Source organism: Pseudomonas sp. NPDC088429 (assembly GCF_044753305.1).
Lineage (GTDB): Bacteria > Pseudomonadota > Gammaproteobacteria > Pseudomonadales > Pseudomonadaceae > Aquipseudomonas > Aquipseudomonas rustica.
The window spans coordinates 59985-78187 of the sequence record NZ_JBIVMX010000014.1 but is presented as its reverse complement, the minus strand read 5'-3'; the positions used below and the strand labels follow the sequence as shown (position 1 = coordinate 78187).

General features: G+C 59.9%; 18 protein-coding genes. 8 read left to right on the top strand and 10 right to left on the bottom strand.

Annotated elements, in window-relative coordinates; genetic code table 11:
* Positions 1–65 precede the first annotated feature (65 nt).
* The gene (locus tag ACIP66_RS10520; protein ID WP_400647738.1) at positions 66–602 is read left to right on the top strand and encodes a chalcone isomerase family protein; all 537 of its coding nucleotides are present in this window, start codon (positions 66–68) and stop codon (positions 600–602) included.
* 112 nt (positions 603–714) lie between these two features.
* A complete protein-coding gene (locus tag ACIP66_RS10515; protein WP_400647737.1) occupies positions 715–2034 on the top strand; it encodes an Nramp family divalent metal transporter in 1320 nt (439 codons plus the stop codon).
* A 224-nt stretch (positions 2035–2258) separates the two neighbouring features.
* Here ACIP66_RS10515 and ACIP66_RS10510 read toward each other — a convergent pair whose 3' ends face one another.
* From ACIP66_RS10510 to ACIP66_RS10495, 4 genes are all read right to left on the bottom strand, one after another.
* Positions 2259–3440 (bottom strand): acetyl-CoA C-acetyltransferase, encoded by a 1182-nt coding sequence (locus tag ACIP66_RS10510; protein ID WP_400647735.1) that lies wholly within the window; start codon positions 3438–3440, stop codon positions 2259–2261.
* Between the two features lie 11 nt (positions 3441–3451).
* Positions 3452–4117, bottom strand: a complete 666-nt coding sequence (locus tag ACIP66_RS10505) for a CoA transferase subunit B (RefSeq protein ID WP_008082425.1) — start codon at positions 4115–4117, stop codon at positions 3452–3454.
* Positions 4118–4141: 24 nt separating this feature from the next.
* A complete protein-coding gene (locus ACIP66_RS10500; protein ID WP_053119263.1) occupies positions 4142–4840 on the bottom strand; it encodes a CoA transferase subunit A in 699 nt (232 codons plus the stop codon).
* A gap of 109 nt (positions 4841–4949) precedes the next feature.
* Positions 4950–5291 carry a hypothetical protein gene (locus tag ACIP66_RS10495; RefSeq protein ID WP_400647802.1) on the bottom strand — a complete coding sequence of 114 codons (342 nt, stop codon included), beginning with the start codon at positions 5289–5291 and terminating at the stop codon, positions 4950–4952.
* Here ACIP66_RS10495 and ACIP66_RS10490 point away from each other — a divergent pair.
* Positions 5214–6110: a LysR substrate-binding domain-containing protein gene (locus tag ACIP66_RS10490; protein WP_400647734.1), complete on the top strand. Its 897-nt coding sequence runs from the start codon at positions 5214–5216 to the stop codon at positions 6108–6110. The two genes, ACIP66_RS10495 and ACIP66_RS10490, sit on opposite strands and share 78 nt — an antisense overlap.
* 118 nt (positions 6111–6228) lie before the next feature.
* Here ACIP66_RS10490 and ACIP66_RS10485 read toward each other — a convergent pair whose 3' ends face one another.
* From ACIP66_RS10485 to ACIP66_RS10475, 3 genes are all read right to left on the bottom strand, one after another.
* Positions 6229–7071: an NAD-dependent protein deacetylase gene (locus ACIP66_RS10485; RefSeq protein ID WP_400647731.1), complete on the bottom strand. Its 843-nt coding sequence runs from the start codon at positions 7069–7071 to the stop codon at positions 6229–6231.
* Positions 7072–7131: 60 nt separating this feature from the next.
* Entirely contained in the window at positions 7132–8178 is a 1047-nt protein-coding gene (locus ACIP66_RS10480; RefSeq protein ID WP_400647728.1) for a class I SAM-dependent methyltransferase, read from the bottom strand.
* Positions 8179–8427: 249 nt separating this feature from the next.
* Positions 8428–8889, bottom strand: a complete 462-nt coding sequence (locus ACIP66_RS10475) for a GNAT family N-acetyltransferase (protein WP_400647725.1) — start codon at positions 8887–8889, stop codon at positions 8428–8430.
* A gap of 240 nt (positions 8890–9129) precedes the next feature.
* On the opposite strand from ACIP66_RS10475, the gene ACIP66_RS10470 reads away from it, so the two are divergent.
* The gene (locus tag ACIP66_RS10470; protein ID WP_400647723.1) at positions 9130–9942 is read left to right on the top strand and encodes a class I SAM-dependent methyltransferase; all 813 of its coding nucleotides are present in this window, start codon (positions 9130–9132) and stop codon (positions 9940–9942) included.
* A 117-nt stretch (positions 9943–10059) separates the two neighbouring features.
* Here the strand turns inward: ACIP66_RS10470 and pcsA are convergent, their stop codons facing one another.
* Positions 10060–10782, bottom strand: a complete 723-nt coding sequence (gene pcsA, locus ACIP66_RS10465) for a phosphatidylcholine synthase (protein WP_053119275.1) — start codon at positions 10780–10782, stop codon at positions 10060–10062.
* 259 nt (positions 10783–11041) lie between these two features.
* Here pcsA and ACIP66_RS10460 point away from each other — a divergent pair, with 259 nt between their 5' ends.
* Positions 11042–11821: a tellurite resistance TerB family protein gene (locus ACIP66_RS10460; RefSeq protein ID WP_400647719.1), complete on the top strand. Its 780-nt coding sequence runs from the start codon at positions 11042–11044 to the stop codon at positions 11819–11821.
* 83 nt (positions 11822–11904) lie between these two features.
* Here ACIP66_RS10460 and ACIP66_RS10455 read toward each other — a convergent pair whose 3' ends face one another.
* Entirely contained in the window at positions 11905–12363 is a 459-nt protein-coding gene (locus ACIP66_RS10455) for an REP-associated tyrosine transposase (protein WP_400647716.1), read from the bottom strand.
* Between the two features lie 408 nt (positions 12364–12771).
* On the opposite strand from ACIP66_RS10455, the gene ACIP66_RS10450 reads away from it, so the two are divergent.
* Genes ACIP66_RS10450 through ligD form a run of 3 tightly spaced genes read left to right on the top strand, consistent with a single transcriptional unit; the run spans position 12772 to position 17734 of the window.
* Complete coding sequence (locus ACIP66_RS10450; protein WP_400647713.1) at positions 12772–14148, top strand: iron-containing redox enzyme family protein; 1377 nt, start codon at positions 12772–12774, stop codon at positions 14146–14148.
* 11 nt (positions 14149–14159) lie between these two features.
* The gene (locus ACIP66_RS10445) at positions 14160–15113 is read left to right on the top strand and encodes a methyltransferase (RefSeq protein WP_400647710.1); all 954 of its coding nucleotides are present in this window, start codon (positions 14160–14162) and stop codon (positions 15111–15113) included.
* 17 nt (positions 15114–15130) lie between these two features.
* Positions 15131–17734 carry a DNA ligase D gene (ligD, locus tag ACIP66_RS10440; RefSeq protein WP_400647708.1) on the top strand — a complete coding sequence of 868 codons (2604 nt, stop codon included), beginning with the start codon at positions 15131–15133 and terminating at the stop codon, positions 17732–17734.
* Here the strand turns inward: ligD and ACIP66_RS10435 are convergent, their stop codons facing one another.
* Positions 17735–18136, bottom strand: coding sequence for a hypothetical protein (locus ACIP66_RS10435; RefSeq protein ID WP_400647706.1), 402 nt, complete (start codon positions 18134–18136; stop codon positions 17735–17737).
* Positions 18137–18203 lie beyond the last annotated feature (67 nt).

The window sequence follows — 18203 nt, the reverse complement described above, 5'->3', positions numbered from 1 at the left end:
CAAAGTGCTTGAGCGGATAGCCGACTATGCTCTGGTTATCAGGGCTTGCCGGAGTCGATGCCGCGATGAACAGGACACCGAAGGTGTTACGTGGATGCTGCGGCATAGGCTTGTGGGCCTTGTTGCTCACGCCGACCTGGGCCAATTGGCAGGACGCCGTGCCCGGTGCGCAAATCATCGGCACCGGTGATTTCAGTGTGTTCGGTTTCGATGTCTACAACGCGCGATTGTGGAGTGCCGCGCGACCGCTGGCGGACGGTCAGCCCTTCGCGCTGGAACTGATCTACCGCCGCACCATTTCTCGCGATGATCTGGTCAAGGCCAGTGTCGACGAAATCAAACGCCTCGGAGGGCCCAGCGTCAGCCCTGCACAGCTGGCCGGTTGGCAGATTCAGATGCAGCAATCCTTCGTCGATGTGCAGGCCGGTACGCGCATTACTGGCGTTTATCTGCCGGGGCAGGGCGCACGGTTTTTTGTCGGGCAACAGTTGCAGCATGAGGTCGATGATCCGCAGTTCGCCCGGGCGTTTTTCGACATCTGGCTGGATCCGCGCACACGCAGTCCCGAATTGCGCGAGCAGTTGTTGGGCGTGGGTCGATGAAGATCAAAAGATCGCAGCCTGCGGCAGCTCCTACAGGTGCGATCTTTTGATCTTCAACGTAACCGCTGAAACGTCTAAGCTGCGTCTTTCCGACTTGTTTCTGGATGTGTGCGTGAAATTCAGTGTGCCCAAAATCGCCACCGCGCCGTTTTGCCCGCCGGAAGTGGCCGGCAGCGTCGCGGTTGATCCCAATGCAGCGTTCTTCAAACGCGTACTGCGTTTCGCCGGCCCCGGTCTATTGGTGTCGATCGGCTACATGGATCCGGGCAACTGGGCGACGGCCATCGAGGCCGGTTCGCGCTTCGGCTACAGCCTGTTGTTCGTGGTGTTGCTGGCGAGTCTGGCGGGCATGGTGGTGCAATGCCTGTGTTCGCGCCTCGGCATCGCCACCGGCCGCGATCTGGCGCAATTGTCCCGCGAACGCTACAGCACGCCGACCGCACGCTTGCAGTGGATATTGGCGGAGATTTCTATCATCGCCACCGACCTCGCCGAAGTGCTCGGATGCGCACTGGCGTTTCACCTGTTGCTCGGTTGTTCGCTGACCTTCGGCATCGCCCTGACCGCGTTCGACACGCTGCTGGTGCTGGCCCTGCAGAACCGTGGATTTCGCCGACTGGAAGCGATCATGCTGGTGCTGGTCGCGACTATCGGCGTGTGTTTCTTCGTTGAACTGGTGCTGATCAAACCGTACTGGCCAGACGTCTTCCAAGGTTTCAAACCTTCGCTGTCGGCGATCAGCGACGCGGCGCCGCTGTACCTGGCAATCGGCATTCTCGGTGCGACGGTGATGCCGCATAACCTCTACCTGCACACCTCGATCGTGCAGACGCGGATGATCGGCAAGGATCTGGCGAGCAAGCAGGACGCGGTGAAACTGGCGCGCATCGACACCATCGGCTCGCTGGCGCTGGCGTTGCTGGTCAATGCGGCGATTCTGATTCTCGCGGCAGCGGCGTTTCACCAGTCGGGACATACCGACGTGGTCGACATTCAGGACGCCTATCACTTGCTCGACCCGCTGGTCGGTGGCGCGCTGGCCAGCGTGTTATTCGGCGTGGCGCTGCTGGCGTCGGGGCAGAGTTCGACCTTTACCGGCACCATCGCCGGGCAGGTGATCATGGAGGGCTATCTCAATCTGCGGATTCCGTGCTGGCAGCGGCGCTTGATCACGCGCGGGCTGGCGCTGATTCCGGCGTTTATCGGCGTGTGGTTGATGGGCGATAACGCGGTGGGGAAACTGTTGGTGATGAGTCAGGTGGTGCTGAGTTTGCAGCTGCCGTTTGCGCTGTATCCGCTGATTCGCATGACCAATGACAAACAGCTGATGGGGCCGTTTGTGAATCGGTGGCCGACGCGGGTGTTGGCGTGGGGGTTGTTTGCGGTGATCAGTGGGGCGAATGCCTGGTTGATTCTGCAATTGGCTGGCTGAGGTTTTGTGGTGTCAGGGCTGGCCTCATCGCGAGCAGGCTCACTCCTACAGGATCGGGTTCACAAATCCCTTGTAGGAGTGAGCCTGCTCGCGATGGCGTCAAAACATTCAACAAACATTTCGAACAGACAAAAAAAGACCCGGTGCAACCAACGCTGCACCGGGTTTTTGTTGCCAGCAACCAACGGATGTCGTGGATCCGCCGCCTGCCGTTGAACTCTTGCTTACACGCGTTCCAGCGCCAGCGCCACGCCTTGACCGCCGCCAATGCACAAGGTCGCCAGACCCTTTTTCGCATCACGCTTGATCATTTCATGCAGCAGCGTCACCAGCACACGGCAGCCCGATGCGCCGATCGGGTGGCCCAGCGCAATGGCGCCGCCGTTGACGTTGACCTTGCTCAGATCCCATTGCAGATCCTTGGCCACCGCCAGCGATTGTGCAGCGAAGGCTTCGTTGGCCTCGATCAGGTCGAGCTGGTCGATGTTCCAGCCAGCCTTGTCCAGGCAGCGGCGGGTTGCCGACACCGGGCCGATGCCCATGATCGCCGGGTCAACGCCGGCGTTGGCGTAAGCAGCGATTTTCGCCAGTACTGGCAAACCCAAGGCTTTGGCTTTTTCCGCGCTCATCAAAATCACTGCCGCCGCGCCGTCGTTCAACGACGAAGCGTTGCCGGCGGTGACACTGCCGTCCTTTTTGAATGCCGGACGCAGTTTCGCCAGCGATTCAGCGGTGGTGTCGCCGCGTGGCTGCTCGTCGACCTTGAACGCCAGCGGATCGCCTTTGCGCTGCGGAATCAGGATTGGCGTGATTTCATCGACAAAGCGGCCGGCCTCGATGGCAGCGGCAGCTTTCTGCTGAGACGCGGCAGCGAAGGCGTCTTGCTGCTCGCGGCTGATCTCGTACTTGTCGACGAGGTTCTCGGCCGTGATGCCCATGTGGTAATCGTTGAACGCATCCCACAGACCATCGCTGATCATGGTGTCGACGATTTGCGCGTGGCCCATGCGCAGACCGGTGCGGGCGCCCGGCATTACATAGTTGGACAGGCTCATGTTTTCCTGGCCGCCGGCGATGATCACGTCCGCGTCGCCGCAACGGATTGCTTGCGCGCCGAGGTGCAGGGCCTTGAGGCCCGAGCCACAGACTTTGTTCAGGGTCAGCGCCGGTACCGCGTGTGGCAGGCCAGCCTTGATCGCCGACTGACGCGCGGGGTTTTGACCTGCGCCGGCGGTCAACACCTGGCCCATGATCACTTCATCAACCTGCGCACCGTCCAGACCGGTTTGTTCGAGCAACTGGCGGATCACCGCCGCGCCCAGATCCACCGCAGAAACGCTGGCCAGGGCACCCTGAAAACTGCCGATCGCGGTACGCGTGGCGGCAACAATGACGACGTCTTGCATTTTCGAATTCCTCACTCGGCAGCGAACTGCATTTCCGGTACGTGATCCGGGACGATCAGTTTACCAGCGGTTTTGGCGACGATTTCCTCGACGCTGACGCCAGGTGCGCGTTCCTTGAGGACAAAAGCGCCATTTTCGATTTCCAGATAGGCGAGGTCGGTCAGCACACGCTTGATGCAACCGGCGCCGGTCAGCGGCAGGCTGCATTTGGACAGCAGCTTGGACTCACCGTCCTTGGAGGCGTGGGTCATGATCACGATGATGTTGTCGGCACCCGCCACCAAATCCATCGCGCCGCCCATGCCCTTGACCAGTTTGCCAGGGATCATCCACGACGCGATGTTGCCTTCGACGTCGACTTCGAACGCGCCGAGCACGGTCAGGTCGACGTGGCCACCGCGGATCATCGCGAAGGATTCGGCGGAGTTGAAAATCGACGCGCCGATGCGTGCCGTCACGGTCTGTTTGCCGGCGTTGATCATGTCGGCATCGATGGTTTCTTCAGTCGGAAACGGGCCCATGCCGAGCAGGCCGTTTTCCGATTGCAGCATGACTTCCATGCCTTCAGGAATGTAGTTGGCGACCAGGGTCGGAATGCCGATGCCGAGGTTCACGTAGAAGCCGTCCTGCATTTCGCGGGCGACGCGCTGAGCCATTTGTTCGCGGGAAAGTGCCATGTTTTTATTCTCCGTCAGCCTGAATTATTTGCGGATGGTGCGCTGTTCGATGCGTTTTTCGAACGTGCCGCAAATGACCCGATCGACGTAGATGCCCGGGGTGTGAATCTGCGTCGGATCCAGCTCGCCGGGTTCGACGATTTCCTCGACTTCGACCACAGTGATTTTGCCGGCGGTGGCGGCCAGCGGGTTGAAGTTCTGCGCGGTGTGACGGTAAACGACGTTACCGAAATGGTCGGCTTTCCAGCCTTTGACGATGGCGAAGTCGCCGGTGATGGATTCTTCCATCAGGTACTTGCGGCCCTTGAATTCACGCACTTCCTTGCCATCGGCAACTGGAGTGCCGACGCCGGTGGCGGTGAAGAAAGCCGGAATGCCGGCGCCGCCCGCGCGCATTTTTTCAGCGAGGGTGCCTTGCGGGGTCAGGATGACTTCGATTTCGCCTTTGAGCAGTTGCTCTTCGAAGAGTTTGTTTTCGCCGACGTAGGAGGCGATGACTTTGCTGATCTGGCGATCGGTGAGCAGCACGCCGAGGCCGAAACCGTCGACGCCGCAGTTGTTGGAAACGACGGTGAGGTCGCGGGTGCCCTTGCGTTTGATCTCGGCGATCAGGTTTTCCGGAATGCCGCACAGACCAAAGCCGCCGGCGATGACGGTCATGCCGTCCTCAAGCCCGGCCAGGGCTTCCTCGTAAGAACTCACGCGCTTGTCGAAACCTGCCATATGCACCTCTTTTATTATTTGCGGGCGGCTGGCTAGCCGAATGGTTGGAGTGTCGCGCTGGGGGATATATTTGTTAAGTTGATTTTTAAAGTTGATTGATTGATAAAGCTCAATAATCACCGAAATCACCGAAATCACCGAAATCACCGAAATCACCGAAATCGCCGAAATCGCCGAAATCGCCGAAATCGCCGAAATCGCCGAAATCGCCGAAATCGCCGAAATCGCCGAAATCGCCGAAATCACCGAAATGGATGATGACCTGTAGGAGCTGCCGAAGGCTGCGATCTTTTGATCTTAAAAAATCAACATCAAAAGATCGCAGCCTGCGGAAGCTCCTACATGACCGGGTTTCATGCTCAGAGGTTTTATTATGACCATTAAGCAGATCCGCGCCTTTCTCGCGGTGGCGCAGAGCCTCAGTTTCGCCGTGGCCTGCGAGCGGCTGCACCTGTCGCAATCGGCGTTGAGCCTGACCATCAAGGCCTTGGAAGAAGGTTTGGGCGGGCGCCTGTTCAGCCGCAACACACGCAACGTCGCGCTGACCCCGGAGGGTGAATCGCTGCTGCCACTGGCGCGACGGCTGATCGCCGACTGGGACAACGCCGAAGACGAAATGCGCCAGCGCTTCAGCCTGCAACGCGGGCGCGTGACGCTGGCGGCGATGCCGTCGTTTGCCGGCAACTTGCTGCCGCCGATCCTCAAGACCTTTCGTGCGCGCTATCCGAACGTCAACGTCACGGTCAACGACGTGATCAACGAGCAAGTGCTGGAGATGGTGCGCGATCGTCAGGTCGAGTTGGGCGTGGCGTTCGAGCCGATGCAGAACACCTCGATGACGTTCACGCCTCTGTATATGGATCGCTTCGTCGCCGTAGTACCGAAGGATTCGCCGCTGGCCGGGCGTACCGAGATTGACTGGCAGACGTTGTTGCAGGAGCCGTTCATTACCTTGCAGCGGCCGTCGACGGTGCGAGTGATGCTTGAAGAACACTTGCAGGCGCGCGGGATGAAATTGCCGGTGGAGTTTGAGAGTCATCAACTGGCGACGGTGGGACGCATGGTGGCCAGTGGGTTGGGGGTGAGCGCGGTGCCGGCGTTGTGTGCCGAGCAGATGCAGGAACTGGGTGCGCATTGCCTGACGTTGATTGATTCAGTGGAGCGGGCGATTGGTGTGCTGACGGAACCGGGGAATGAACGCTCGGCGGCGGCGCAGGCGTTGTTCGATATTCTCCAACAGGAAAACCTCGCGGCGCGCCTGTCTCCCTGATCGCCCCAACTCCCTGTAGGAGTGAGCCTGCTCGCGATTGCTGTTTAACAGTCAGCATCTAGGGTGCCTGACACACCGCTATCGCGAGCAGGCTCACTCCTACAGGGGATAGGGATGCTCAGGGAGTCAGGTTTTGTGTCAGCAGGGGCAAAATCTGTTCGCAAGACGCTTCGATTTTCAGATCGAGCAAATCATCCGCCCGCGTTTTGCCCAGGTTAATCGCAATCAACGGCTTGCCCCGATCCGCGATCACCCGGCACAAGCGAAACGCCGAATACGCCATCAACGACGACCCCACCACCAACAAACCCGCAGCACTTTCCGCTGCGGCCATCGCCCGTGCCGCCGTATGGGCCGCGACGTTTTCGCCGAAAAACACCACATCCGGTTTCAGCCGTTCGCTGTCGCAATGCGGGCAGCGCGGCGATTGAAAGCGTGCTTCGAACGCAGGGTCGAGCAGGGTGTCGCCATCGGGTGCCTGTACCGCATCGACGCCTGCCAGGTACGGGTTCTGCGCTTCCATCACCTGCTGAATGGCATCGCGTTCGCTGCGCTGGGCGCAATCCAGACACAACACTCGGTGCAGGCTGCCGTGCAGTTCGATGACATCGTGACTGCCGGCCTGATCGTGCAGGGTGTCGACGTTTTGCGTGATCAGTCCGCTGATTCGCCCGTGGCTCTGCAACGTGGCCAAGGCCTCATGCGCAGGATTCGGCCGCGCCTGGCGCACTCGCGGCCAACCCAGCATCGCCCGCGCCCAGTAGCGGCGGCGTGATTCCGGCGCAGCAAGGAACTCCTGATACATCATCGGCTGCCGGCCCCGGCGCACACCGTCGCTGTCGCGGTAATCGGGGATCCCCGAGGGCGTGCTGATGCCGGCGCCGGTCAGCACCAGAAAATCGCCATCGGCCATCGCCTGTTGCAGCGTGTCGAGGTGTTCGCGGGTCGGGCTGTCGAGCATGGCAAGCGCTCCGAAGGCTGGAGGATGACATGCAGGTTAGCACTGACTTTTCTGGCTGGGTTATTTACGCGCCTCCAGTATCAGGTTGAACGGTGTCTGTGTGGCGCGGCGAAAATGCTTGAAACCTGCCTCGGTAAACACCTTTCGCAAACGCAATTCCCCAGCCTGCGCACCGAGACCCAAACCCACCTCCTGCGACAACGAATTCGGCGTGCAAATAAACGTCGACGCCGCGTAAAACAACCGCCCGACCGGGTTGATGTTGTCGTCCAGCGTATCGTTGGCGAACGGCTCGACCAGCAGCACCGTGCCGTCATCCTTCAACGAATCGTAGGCATGCCGCGCAGCACCGACCGGGTCGCCCATGTCGTGCAGGCAGTCGAAATAGCAGATCAGGTCATAGTCATCGCCCGGGTAACTTTTCGCGGTGCCCTGAAAAAACGTCGCCCGACTGCTGACGCCACCTTCTTCAGCGCGCTGAGTGGCGACGGTGATCGACGGCGCGTGGTAGTCGAAACCGACGAAACGCGAATTGGGAAACGCCTGCGCCATGATCACCGTCGAGGCGCCGTGACCGCAGCCGACATCAGCGACTTTGGCGCCGGCCTCCAGTTTGGCGACCACGCCGTCCAGCGCCGGCAACCACTCGGCAATCAAGTGACCTTTATAACCAGGCCGGAAGAAGCGCTCGGTGCCGGTGAACATGCACGGATGGTGATCGCCCCACGGCAGGGCGCCGTTGCCGCGCATGGCTTTGACCAGTTTGTCTTTATCGTGGAAAAACGATGCCAACACGCCCAGTCCGCCGGCGACGTATACCGGCGAATCTTCTACGGCCAGCGCCAGTGCCTGTTCTTCCGGCAAGCGGAATTGGCCGTCGAGGTGCTCCATGTAGCCGGACGCCGCGTGGGCGCTGAGCCATTCGCGCACCAGACGCGGGTTGCAGGTGGTTTTTGCGGCGAGGGCTTCGGGGCTGATTGGTTGGCTGTCGGCCATCGCCCGGTACAGCCCGAGCTCTTCGCCGACGATGACATTGGCCAGCATCGCCGCGCCGCCCATGTCGTTGACCAGTTTGCCCATGAAGTCGTTGAGTCGGGCCTCGTCCATTGTGTGTGCTCCTGAAACAGGATCACAGTCCGGCGGCGTTGACGGTCGAGGCATGCGCCACCGGGCGGTGGTCGGGGATTCGGGCAGGGCGTTCGCTGCGCCCTGCGGCCCCCTCGACTGGGTATAAATGAGTGTAGGAGCTGTCGAGTGAAACGAGGCTGCGATCTTTTGATTTTGATGCTGATTTTTAAGATCAAAAGATCGCAGCCTCGTTTCACTCGTCAGCTCCTACAGGGCAAGGGGTGTGTATTAGAGGTCGCGGGCCATCAGCGCGTGTTCACTGTCCCACGCGCGGAAGCGTTCCATCACTTGCCAGCCGCGTTTGGCGTAGTAGTCCTGCTTGGATTGCGTGTGCAGGTACAAGCGCGCAAACCCGCAGTCCTTCGCCTCCTGACAAATCCCGTCAATCAAACGCTCCGCCAAGCCTTGCCCGCGCGCCTCGGGGCTGACGAACACGCAGGCCAGCCACGGGCCAAGATCCGGCCGATGGGCCAGATCATCGCGGGCCAACGCTGCGCCGCCGATCAGACGTTCGCCGTCCAGAGCAATCAGGCACGACCATTCACCGTTGCTTTGCCCTTGAGCAAATTCACGCTGCCAATCGGCCAGTGGTTGTTGCGCATATTCGTAGTGAAATTGCTGATGAATCCATTCGGCATAGCGGTCGCTGTGTTGCATGTGATGTGCGAGCCAATCGATTTGCAGTGACATCGGTCGAGTCCGTTCCAGAGGCGGTCGTGCATCAAAAACCAATCCACCGCCGCTGGCAATCCCGAGGCTGTTGCAGCGGCTTTACAGATTTCCACCATTCATCGGCAAAGCAGCGGTTTTGACGGGTTGCCGGACGATTGGCCGGGACGCCAGGCAGACGCGGCGCGATAGTGATTGAGCGGGGTCACTGCCGGCCCGGTTTTCTATGTCCATAACAAGAACGCAGCGGAGCTCGAATTCATGACTGCACCGATTGATCTGACTGCCTTGAAAGAACGCCAGAAGGTCGCCTGGGCCAGTGGCGATTACGCTGTGATCGGCACCACCCTGCAAATCGTCGGTGAAAACCTCGCCGAAGCCTGTGATCTGCGTTGCGATGAAGAGGTGCTGGACGTCGCGGCCGGCAACGGCAATGCCACGCTGGCAGCGGCGCGGCGGGGCGCATTGGTGACGTCCACCGATTACGTCGCAGCGCTGCTGGAACGTGGACAGGATCGGGCGCGCGCCGAACATCTTGACGTGACTTTTCAAGTCGCCGACGCCGAGGATCTGCCGTTCGAAGATGAGAGTTACGACGCGGTGCTGTCGACGTTCGGCGTGATGTTTGCTCCGGATCAGGACAAAGCGGCCGCTGAGCTGGGTCGGGTCTGTCGCCGAGGTGGACGGATCGGCCTGGCCAACTGGACGCCGGAAGGTTTCGTCGGCCAGATGTTCAAAACCCTCGGCCGGCATCTGCCGCCCCCGGCGATCGCCCAGCCACCGTCGAACTGGGGCACGGAAGCTTGGCTGCATGAGCATTTCGATGATCATGATTTTGTCGTGCAGGTAACACGCCGCGAGTTCAATTTCCGCTATCGCTCGGCGGCGCACTTCATCGATATCTTCCGCCATTGGTACGGGCCGGTGCACAAAGCGTTCGCCGCGCTGCCGCCGGAGAGTGGGCAGGCGCTGGAAAGTGATCTGGCGGATTTGCTCAATCGTATGAATCGAGCAGGAGAGGGTTCGCTGGTGGTGCCGAGTGAGTATCTGGAGGTGGTGATCAGCAAACGCTAGTGGAGATCCCCTGTAGGAGTGAGCCTGCTCGCGATAGCGGTCTGTCTATGAAACATGTATCGGCTGACAGACCGCTATCGCGAGCAGGCTCACTCCTACAATGAGATTGTGGTGGGCCTACTTCTGATGCGCCCGATCAAACCATTCCAGCGCCGTGCGCCAGATGCAGATCCCCAGAAAGTAAGCCGACATCAGCAACCATAACCCCATCACCAACGGGTTGATCACCGGGTGATTGAGCACCAGCGACAAGCTGCACAGCAGCCAGATCGCCGTCACCGCAATGTTGATCGGCATAAACCGGCGCACGCGGAATGGATGCAAAAACTTCATCCGAGTCACCGTCAACAGCGCCAGCCCGATCACCGTCAAAAACGTGATCCAAGGCCCCGGGCCGATGATGTACAAACACAGCGCCACCACATTCCACGCCGCCGGAAACCCGACAAAGTAGTTGTCTTTGCTCTTCATATTGACGTTGCAGAAGCAGAACAACGACGACACCAGAATCAGCGACACGGTCAGCAGCAGGGTGTAATCCGGCAGCGGAATATAGCGATAGATAAACAGTGCCGGAATAAATACGTAGGTCAGGTAATCGATCACCAAATCGAGGATCGAACCGTCGAAACTCGGCAGCACCGATTGCACATTGACCTTGCGCGCGAGGGCGCCGTCGAGGCCGTCGACGATCAGCGCCACGCCCAGCCACATCAGGCAATGGGTCGGCTGGTTTTCCAGCAGGGCGAGGGTGGCAAGAAAAGCAGTGACCACGCCGGTCGCGGTAAAACCATGGGCGCCCCATGCTTTGAGCCTGGCGATGTGTACGGTCGATATCACGGGGGCGTTCTCCAGAAAGTGAAGCAAGCCGGGTATCACCCTTGAGTGGCAAGGGCGCCGGCAAACCGGGTCGGGGTTGCAGCTATCGACCGGTCTGGCCGGGATAAGGTTCACCACCCTTGAATCTTAGCTGGCCGATGGAAAAATTCCCGGGCAAACCCGCCGGGGCCTTGAGTGTCGGCCAAACGGTGCTGGCGCAATGGCCGCAGGGGTCTAGAGTTGCCAGACGCAGTCACTGCCAATGTCTGAGGATGACGCCATGAACACCACTGATTTACTCGAACAACTGCTGCGAGGCCAGGCCTCGGCGGGACAACAAAGTAACGCCTCGGCCGGTGGCGGTCTGGGCGGGCTCGGGGGCTTGCTGGGTGGTCTGCTTGGTGGCGGCTCGGGCGCGGCGAGCGGCGGCGGGTCTGCCGGTGGTCTAGGCGGACTGGGCGGTTTGCTCGGTGGATTGCTCGGCGGCGGTTCGGCTGGCGGTGGTGGGTTGGGCGGCGCCTTGGGTGGCGCGCTGGGCGGCGGTGGCGGCACGCAAAGTCGTTCCGGCGGCGGCACCAATTACGCGGCACTGGCGTCGCTGGGGATGATGGCGTACCAGGCGTATCAAGCCTGGCAACGCAGCCAGGCCAGCACGGCGCCACAACAGATTCCACAAACGGCCAACCTGCTCGCGGGCCCGGACGTCGAAGAACACAGCCACGCAGTGCTGCGCGCCTTGATCGCAGCGGCCAAGGCCGACGGGCGCATAGACGAGTCGGAAAAACACTTGATCAGCGCAGAAATCGGCAAGCACACCGACGATCCGCAATTGCAGCAATGGCTCGACGCCGAAGTCGCCAAACCGCTGGACGCCAGTGAAGTCGCGCAATCGGCAAACGGCGACCCCGCCATCGCGGCCGAAATGTATTTGTCCAGCGTATTGCTCGTGGATGACCAGCAGGATGCCGAACGCAGCTATCTGGATGAACTGGCAGCAGCGTTGCAGATCGATCCGGATTTGCAGGTGCATCTCGAGCAACAGGCCAAAGGGCAGGCGTAAGCCAACGTCAAAAGATCGCAGCACATTGGGTGTATTTGTCCCTGTAGGAGCTGCCGAAGGCTGCGATCTTTTGATCTGGATTTTCAAACCCAAACCGCATCCCACAACGGATAATCCCCCAACCGCGCAACCAACCCGGCCCGCAAAGGGTTCATCACGATATACCGCGCAGCCGCTTTCAAATCCTCATCCCGCCGCAATGCCCGATCGTAATACCCGCGCTGCCACAACCTTCCATGACTGCCACGCCTGAGATTGATCGACCGACAACTCCGCGATTTGACGCGGCACATCAGTTGCGCCAATGAATCTTGTTTCAGCTCAACCAGCCAATGCAAGTGATCCGGCATGATGACCCATGCCAGTGATTGAACCGATCCCGATTCTTCTGCAAAACGTAACTGTTGAACCAGTAGCCGACCCAGCTGAAAATCGCCAAAAACGGGAAATCTCTGATCTACCACCACCGTCAGCAGATAAACTCGCCCACCTTCCGAATACCGCCCCTTCCTCAATCCACATCCTTTTGCCGCAACAGGCATTCCTTTGCCCTCCAAAAATCATCGTCTTTGAACCCTAGCCATCCCTCGCCCAAACGCGAATCCAACCCGTTGCACGATGTAACCCCATTACACGATCTAATCCCGTAATACGATGTTTGCCCATGTAGGAGCTGCCGAAGGCTGCGATCTTTTGATCTTAAAAAACAAAATCAAAAGATCGCAGCCTTCGGCAGCTCCTACAGGGGATTTCATCAGTTTCAGGAGTTTCAGGAGTTTCAGGAGCTTCAGAAGTTTCAGATGTCGCAGGAGATTCATTGGCTGCAAACGCCTCGAAGGGGCCGTCCGTCCGGGCAATTTTCACGTCGATTGAATTTTTCACAGGCGCGACGCCTCTGCTGCTGTAGAGGCGCGTGAACAGCGTCCTGCCAATCGACCGAGAAAACTGCCATGACCGTCCTGACACGCCTGCATTCCACGCCTGCCCAGCCGCAGGCGATCAATCCTGCCGGGAATATCCGCTGCATTTATGACGCGTTGCTCAAGGATGAAAATCCGCAGGCGTTGGCGCAGTCATTCCTGCACGAGCAACTGCAAAACGCCGGGCAACTCCCGGATACCCTGCCGCAAGACCCGACGACGTGGCACGCCTGGGTGGCCGAACATTGCACCGATGTCGCGCAGCAATACGCCGAATATCTGCAACAACGTAAAGCCGGCGGGGCTCGGCAATTTTTCACCTGCAAGGCGCAGGCGCTGTACTTTCTGCAAGCAGTGGCGCCGACCAAACTGGTCGACGGCGCGTGGTTGTATGGCTTGCTGGCGCAGTGGCAGGATCCGCGTTTCGCCGGTTTGCTCACCACCTATCTGGAAGAACTCGGCGACGGCAACCCCGCGCAAAACCATGTGGTGATCTACCGCAAACTCCTTGCCGAACACGACTTGCAGGACAGCGCCGCAATCGCCGATGAACACTACCTGCAAGGCGCGTTGCAACTGGCGCTTGGCATCGCCGGTGCCGATTGCTTGCCAGAAGTGATCGGCTACAACCTGGGTTACGAGCAGCTGCCATTGCACCTGCTGATCACTAGTTACGAACTCAGCGAGCTGGGCATCGATCCCTACTATTTCACTTTGCACGTGACCATCGACAACGCCAGCACCGGCCATGCGCAAAAAGCCGTGCAGGCGGTGCTCGACCTGTTGCCACTGGAGGCTGATCGCGCCGATTTTCTGCGTCGTGTATCGCTCGGTTATCGCCTTAATGATCTGGGGCAGGGCAGTCGCGCGATCATCGAAGGCTTCGACCTTGAGCGTGAATTGTTGGCGATGCTTGAGCGCAAGCGGCCGTTCGGCCAGCACATGCATTCCGACTACTGCCGCTTTGAAGGCCAGACCGTCAATCAATGGCTGTCGACGCCTGAGCAACTGCCCGGCTTCATGCAAGCGCTGCAGGACATAGGCTGGATCAAACGCAACGAAGACCCACAGAACAGCCGCTTTTGGCAACTGATCGCGGGTGACGGTGCGGCGATGTTCGGCGTGTTCAACGCCTATGAAAAACAACTGGTGCATGACTGGATTGCCGGCGATTGGAAATCTTCGGAAAAGCCGAAAGTCGCTCGGCGTCGGCCTCAAACGGCGGCATCGTTCGCGGTGCCCGAGCAGGATCCCGATGTGCAGCAATTGAACGCGGCGTTGCAAGGTCAGGACGGTCTCACGCAAATCGCGACGCTGATTCCGTGGCTCGCCCCGGATCGCCATGCACACCCGGCCGGGTTGCTCGCCACCCGACGATTCATCGAACTCAAGTCACGCCAGCCGTAAGGAAATTTTCAATGAGTCAGGAAGAACAATTCAGCAGCCATGATCTGGCGCTGCTGCAACTGGGCCGGCGCCTTCAGGCCGATGGCTACCGTTTCATCACCCCGACGCCGCTGACGCATCAGCGCGTTAATCAGCGCGACGAAGGGCAAATGGCTGACAGCCTGCGTGATGTGTTTGGCTGGTCGCGGCCGTTCGAACCCGGATTGTTGTCCGCCGACGAACAGCGCCAGTTACAGGAGGCGCAAGTCATCGACACCTACGAAGGCCAACTGAAAAGTCGCGTGCGCTGGTCGAGCCTGGATGATCTGTTGTTCGTGCATTCGGCGTTCCCGACCGACGCGGCGGATTCGGTGTTCTTCGGCCCCGACACCTACCGTTTCGCCCAGATGATCCACGCTCATCTGCAACAGAACTTCGCCCCGATCCATCGCGCGGTCGACATCGGTTGTGGCGCGGGCGTCGGTGCGATCGTGATCGCCCGAGCCCGTCGCGAGGCGCAAGTCCTGGCGCTGGATATCAACCCCGCCGCGCTGCGCCTGACTGCAATTAACGCGGCGCTGGCGGAAGTCGCCAACGTTGAAGTTCACGCCAGTGATCTGTTGCAAGGCGTCGACGGCGAGTTCGATCTGATCGTCGCCAACCCGCCGTACATGGCGGATCCGGCGGAGCGCGCCTATCGCCACGGTGGCGGAACACTCGGCGCGGGACTGTCACTACGGATCGTCGAGCAAGCGCTAAATCGGCTGGCTCCCGGTGGTTCGCTGCTGCTCTATACCGGCGTGGCGATGGTCGATGGCCGTGATCCATTCCTCGACACGGTGCTGCCGCGACTCGATGAAAAACGCTTCGCCTGGACGTACCGTGAAATCGATCCGGATGTCTTTGGCGAAGAGCTGCTGAACCCCGGATATCAACGGGTTGACCGAATCGCCGTGGTGGCGCTGACCGTCACCCGAATGGGCTGAAATCAGGCAGGTGCACGATGAACAGGAACCTCGACGACTACAACCGCATGCGCGATTTCTCGGCAACCTCGGAACCGGCGGCAGTCAAACGCTCGGGCCGCAAAACCGCCGCCGAGCACGCCTTGCAGTTCTGCATCCAGAAGCACGACGCTTCGCACCTGCATTATGACTTTCGCCTGGAACTCGATGGCGCGTTGAAGAGTTGGGCCGTGCCGAAGGGGCCGTCGCTGGATCCCAAGGTCAAGCGCCTGGCGGTGCACGTCGAGGATCATCCGCTGGATTACGCGACCTTCGAGGGCAGCATTCCCGAAGGGCATTACGGCGCGGGCGATGTGATTGTCTGGGATCGCGGCGTGTGGATTCCGCAGGAGGATCCGCAACAGGCCTACGCCAAAGGCAAGCTCAAATTCGAGCTGCAAGGCGAGAAACTCGGTGGGATCTGGAATCTGGTGCGCACGCACATGCCGGGGAAAAAGGAGCAGTGGTTCCTGATCAAACATCAGGACAGCGCCGCGCGGCCGCAAGATGATTACGACGTGCTAGTCGCTGAGCCGGACAGCGTGTTGAGCGAACGCACCCTCGTCGACAAACCGAAACTCGCCGCCGAGCAAAGCAAACCGGTGAAGAAACCCGCCGCCAAATCGCGAAAAAAAGCCAGCGGCACGCTGACGGGCGCGCATAAAGCCAAGCTGCCGGCGCAGCTCAAACCCGAGTTGGCCACACTGGTTGATTGCGCGCCTGAAGGGCAGTGGAGCTACGAAATCAAATTCGACGGCTACCGGATCATGGCGCGGATCGATCATGACCAGGTGCAACTGTTCACCCGCAACGGCCACGACTGGACGCACAAGTTGCCGCAACAGGCTGAAGCGTTGGCCGCGCTGGGTCTGGAATCGGCTTGGCTGGACGGCGAAATGGTCGTCGCCAATGAACATGGCGTGCCGGATTTTCAGGCGCTGCAAAATGCTTTAGAGGCTGGGCGCAGCGGCAACATTCTCTACTACCTGTTTGATCTGCCCTATCTCAACGGCGTCGACTTGCGTGAGGTGCCGGTTGAAGAGCGTCGAGCCGCGCTGGCGACCATCCTCGGCGCGCAGAAGAATCCGCTGCTGCGTTATTCCGAAGCCTTCGACGAAACCCCGGATGCGTTGCTCAACAGTGCCTGTCAGATGCAGATGGAAGGCCTGATCGGCAAACGCCTCGGCTCGCCTTACGTGTCGCGACGCAGCGGCGACTGGATCAAACTGAAGTGCAAGCATCGGCAGGAATTTGTCGTCGTCGGCTACACCGATCCGAAAGGTTCGCGCAGTGCCTTCGGTGCCTTGCTGCTCGGTCTGCATGATCGCGACAGCGGCGAATTGCGCTACGCCGGCAAGGTTGGCACGGGCTTCAACGAAGCGACGCTGAAAAGCATTCTGGCGCAGCTGAAACCGTTGCAGGTGAAGAAGGCTGCCGTGGTCAATCCGCCGAGCGGTTTCGAGGCCAAAGGCGTGCACTGGCTCAAGCCGAAATTGCTGGCCGAAATCGCCTTCGCTGAAATGACCAAGGACGGCTCGGTGCGCCACGCCGTGTTCCATGGTTTGCGCGATGACAAACCGGCCAAGGACATCACTGAGGAGCGAGCGAAACCGGTGAAGACTTCAGAGACGAAAACTGCAGCGAAAAGCCCTGCAAAAAAAATGGCGAAAAAAGTGGCCGCGGAAAAGGCTGAGACTGCGCCGTCGCAACTCGGTCTGGCCAACGGCAAGGTTCGCATCACTCACCCTGATCGGGTGATCGACGCGGTCAGCGGCACGACCAAAATGCAACTGGCCGAGTACTACGCGAGCGTTGCCGAATGGATTCTGCCGCAACTCAAGGATCGCCCGGTTGCGCTGGTGCGAGCGCCGGATGGCATTGCGGGTGAACTGTTCTTCCAGAAGAACGCCGAGCGCCTGGCGATCCCCGGCATCAGCACGCTGGACAAAGACGTCACCGGCCAACCGGTGATGCTGATCAACAATGCCGAAGCGCTGATCGGCGCGGTGCAGATGAGCACCGTCGAGTTACACACCTGGAACGCAACCACGGTGGATCTGGATAAACCCGATCGCTTTGTACTCGACCTCGACCCCGATCCGGCGCTGCCGTGGAAAAGCATGGTCGAAGCCACCGCGCTGACCTTGACCGTGCTCGATGAACTCGGCTTGAAAGCGTTTCTGAAAACCAGCGGCGGCAAAGGTATTCACCTGGTGGTGCCGATCACCCGCAAGCTCGGCTGGGATGAAGTGAAGGATTTCAGCCACGCGATCGTCAGCCATATGGCCAAACTGTTGCCGGATCGATTTTCGGCGGTGTCCGGGCCGAAAAACCGTGTCGGGCGGATCTTCATCGACTACCTGCGCAACGGCCTCGGCGCCACCACCATCTGCACTTACTCGGCGCGTACGCGCGAAGGGCTACCGGTGTCGGTACCGCTGTTTCGTGAAGAGGTTGGGGAGATCAAGGGCGGCAATCAATGGAACGTGCATAACGTCCACGAGCGGTTGGCCGAGGTTGGCGATGAGCCGTGGGCTGACATGAAGAAGACCCGGCAGAGCATCACCGCCGAGATGCGCAAACGAGTCGGCATGAAAAAGTGATCAGGTGTCGCGCAGCAAGTCGTGGGCGTTAAGCAATTCAAAAGCGATTTCGGGGTTGTTGTTCAAGCCCCGTCGAATCGCCGTTGGAATCGACTTGCGCGTTTTGCGGCACAGACCTGGCAGCGCGTCGATTTCGATCTCGATGCCGAGCATGGTGCGCACTTCGTGAAACCCCGGTGAGACGTCGACGCGAATGCCCAACTGCTCGAACATGCGTTTTTGCAGGTGCCGGAGGTCGTCGAGGTTTTTCAGTTTTTCGAGGCGCGCGAGCAGGACTTTTTCTTCCTCGCGGGTCAGGCGCAGGATGCGCAAATCCGCGCCGGGCGTGTCCAGCAACGGGTCGCGCCCGCAATCGCAGGCGCCGGGTGGGCAGGGGGAGCGCAAAGGCGCAGTCGTCGTCATGGCCTCCATCATAGAGGCCGTCGGACAGTTTTGCCTATGCGCCTTCAGCGGCCATCCATCGGCTGCT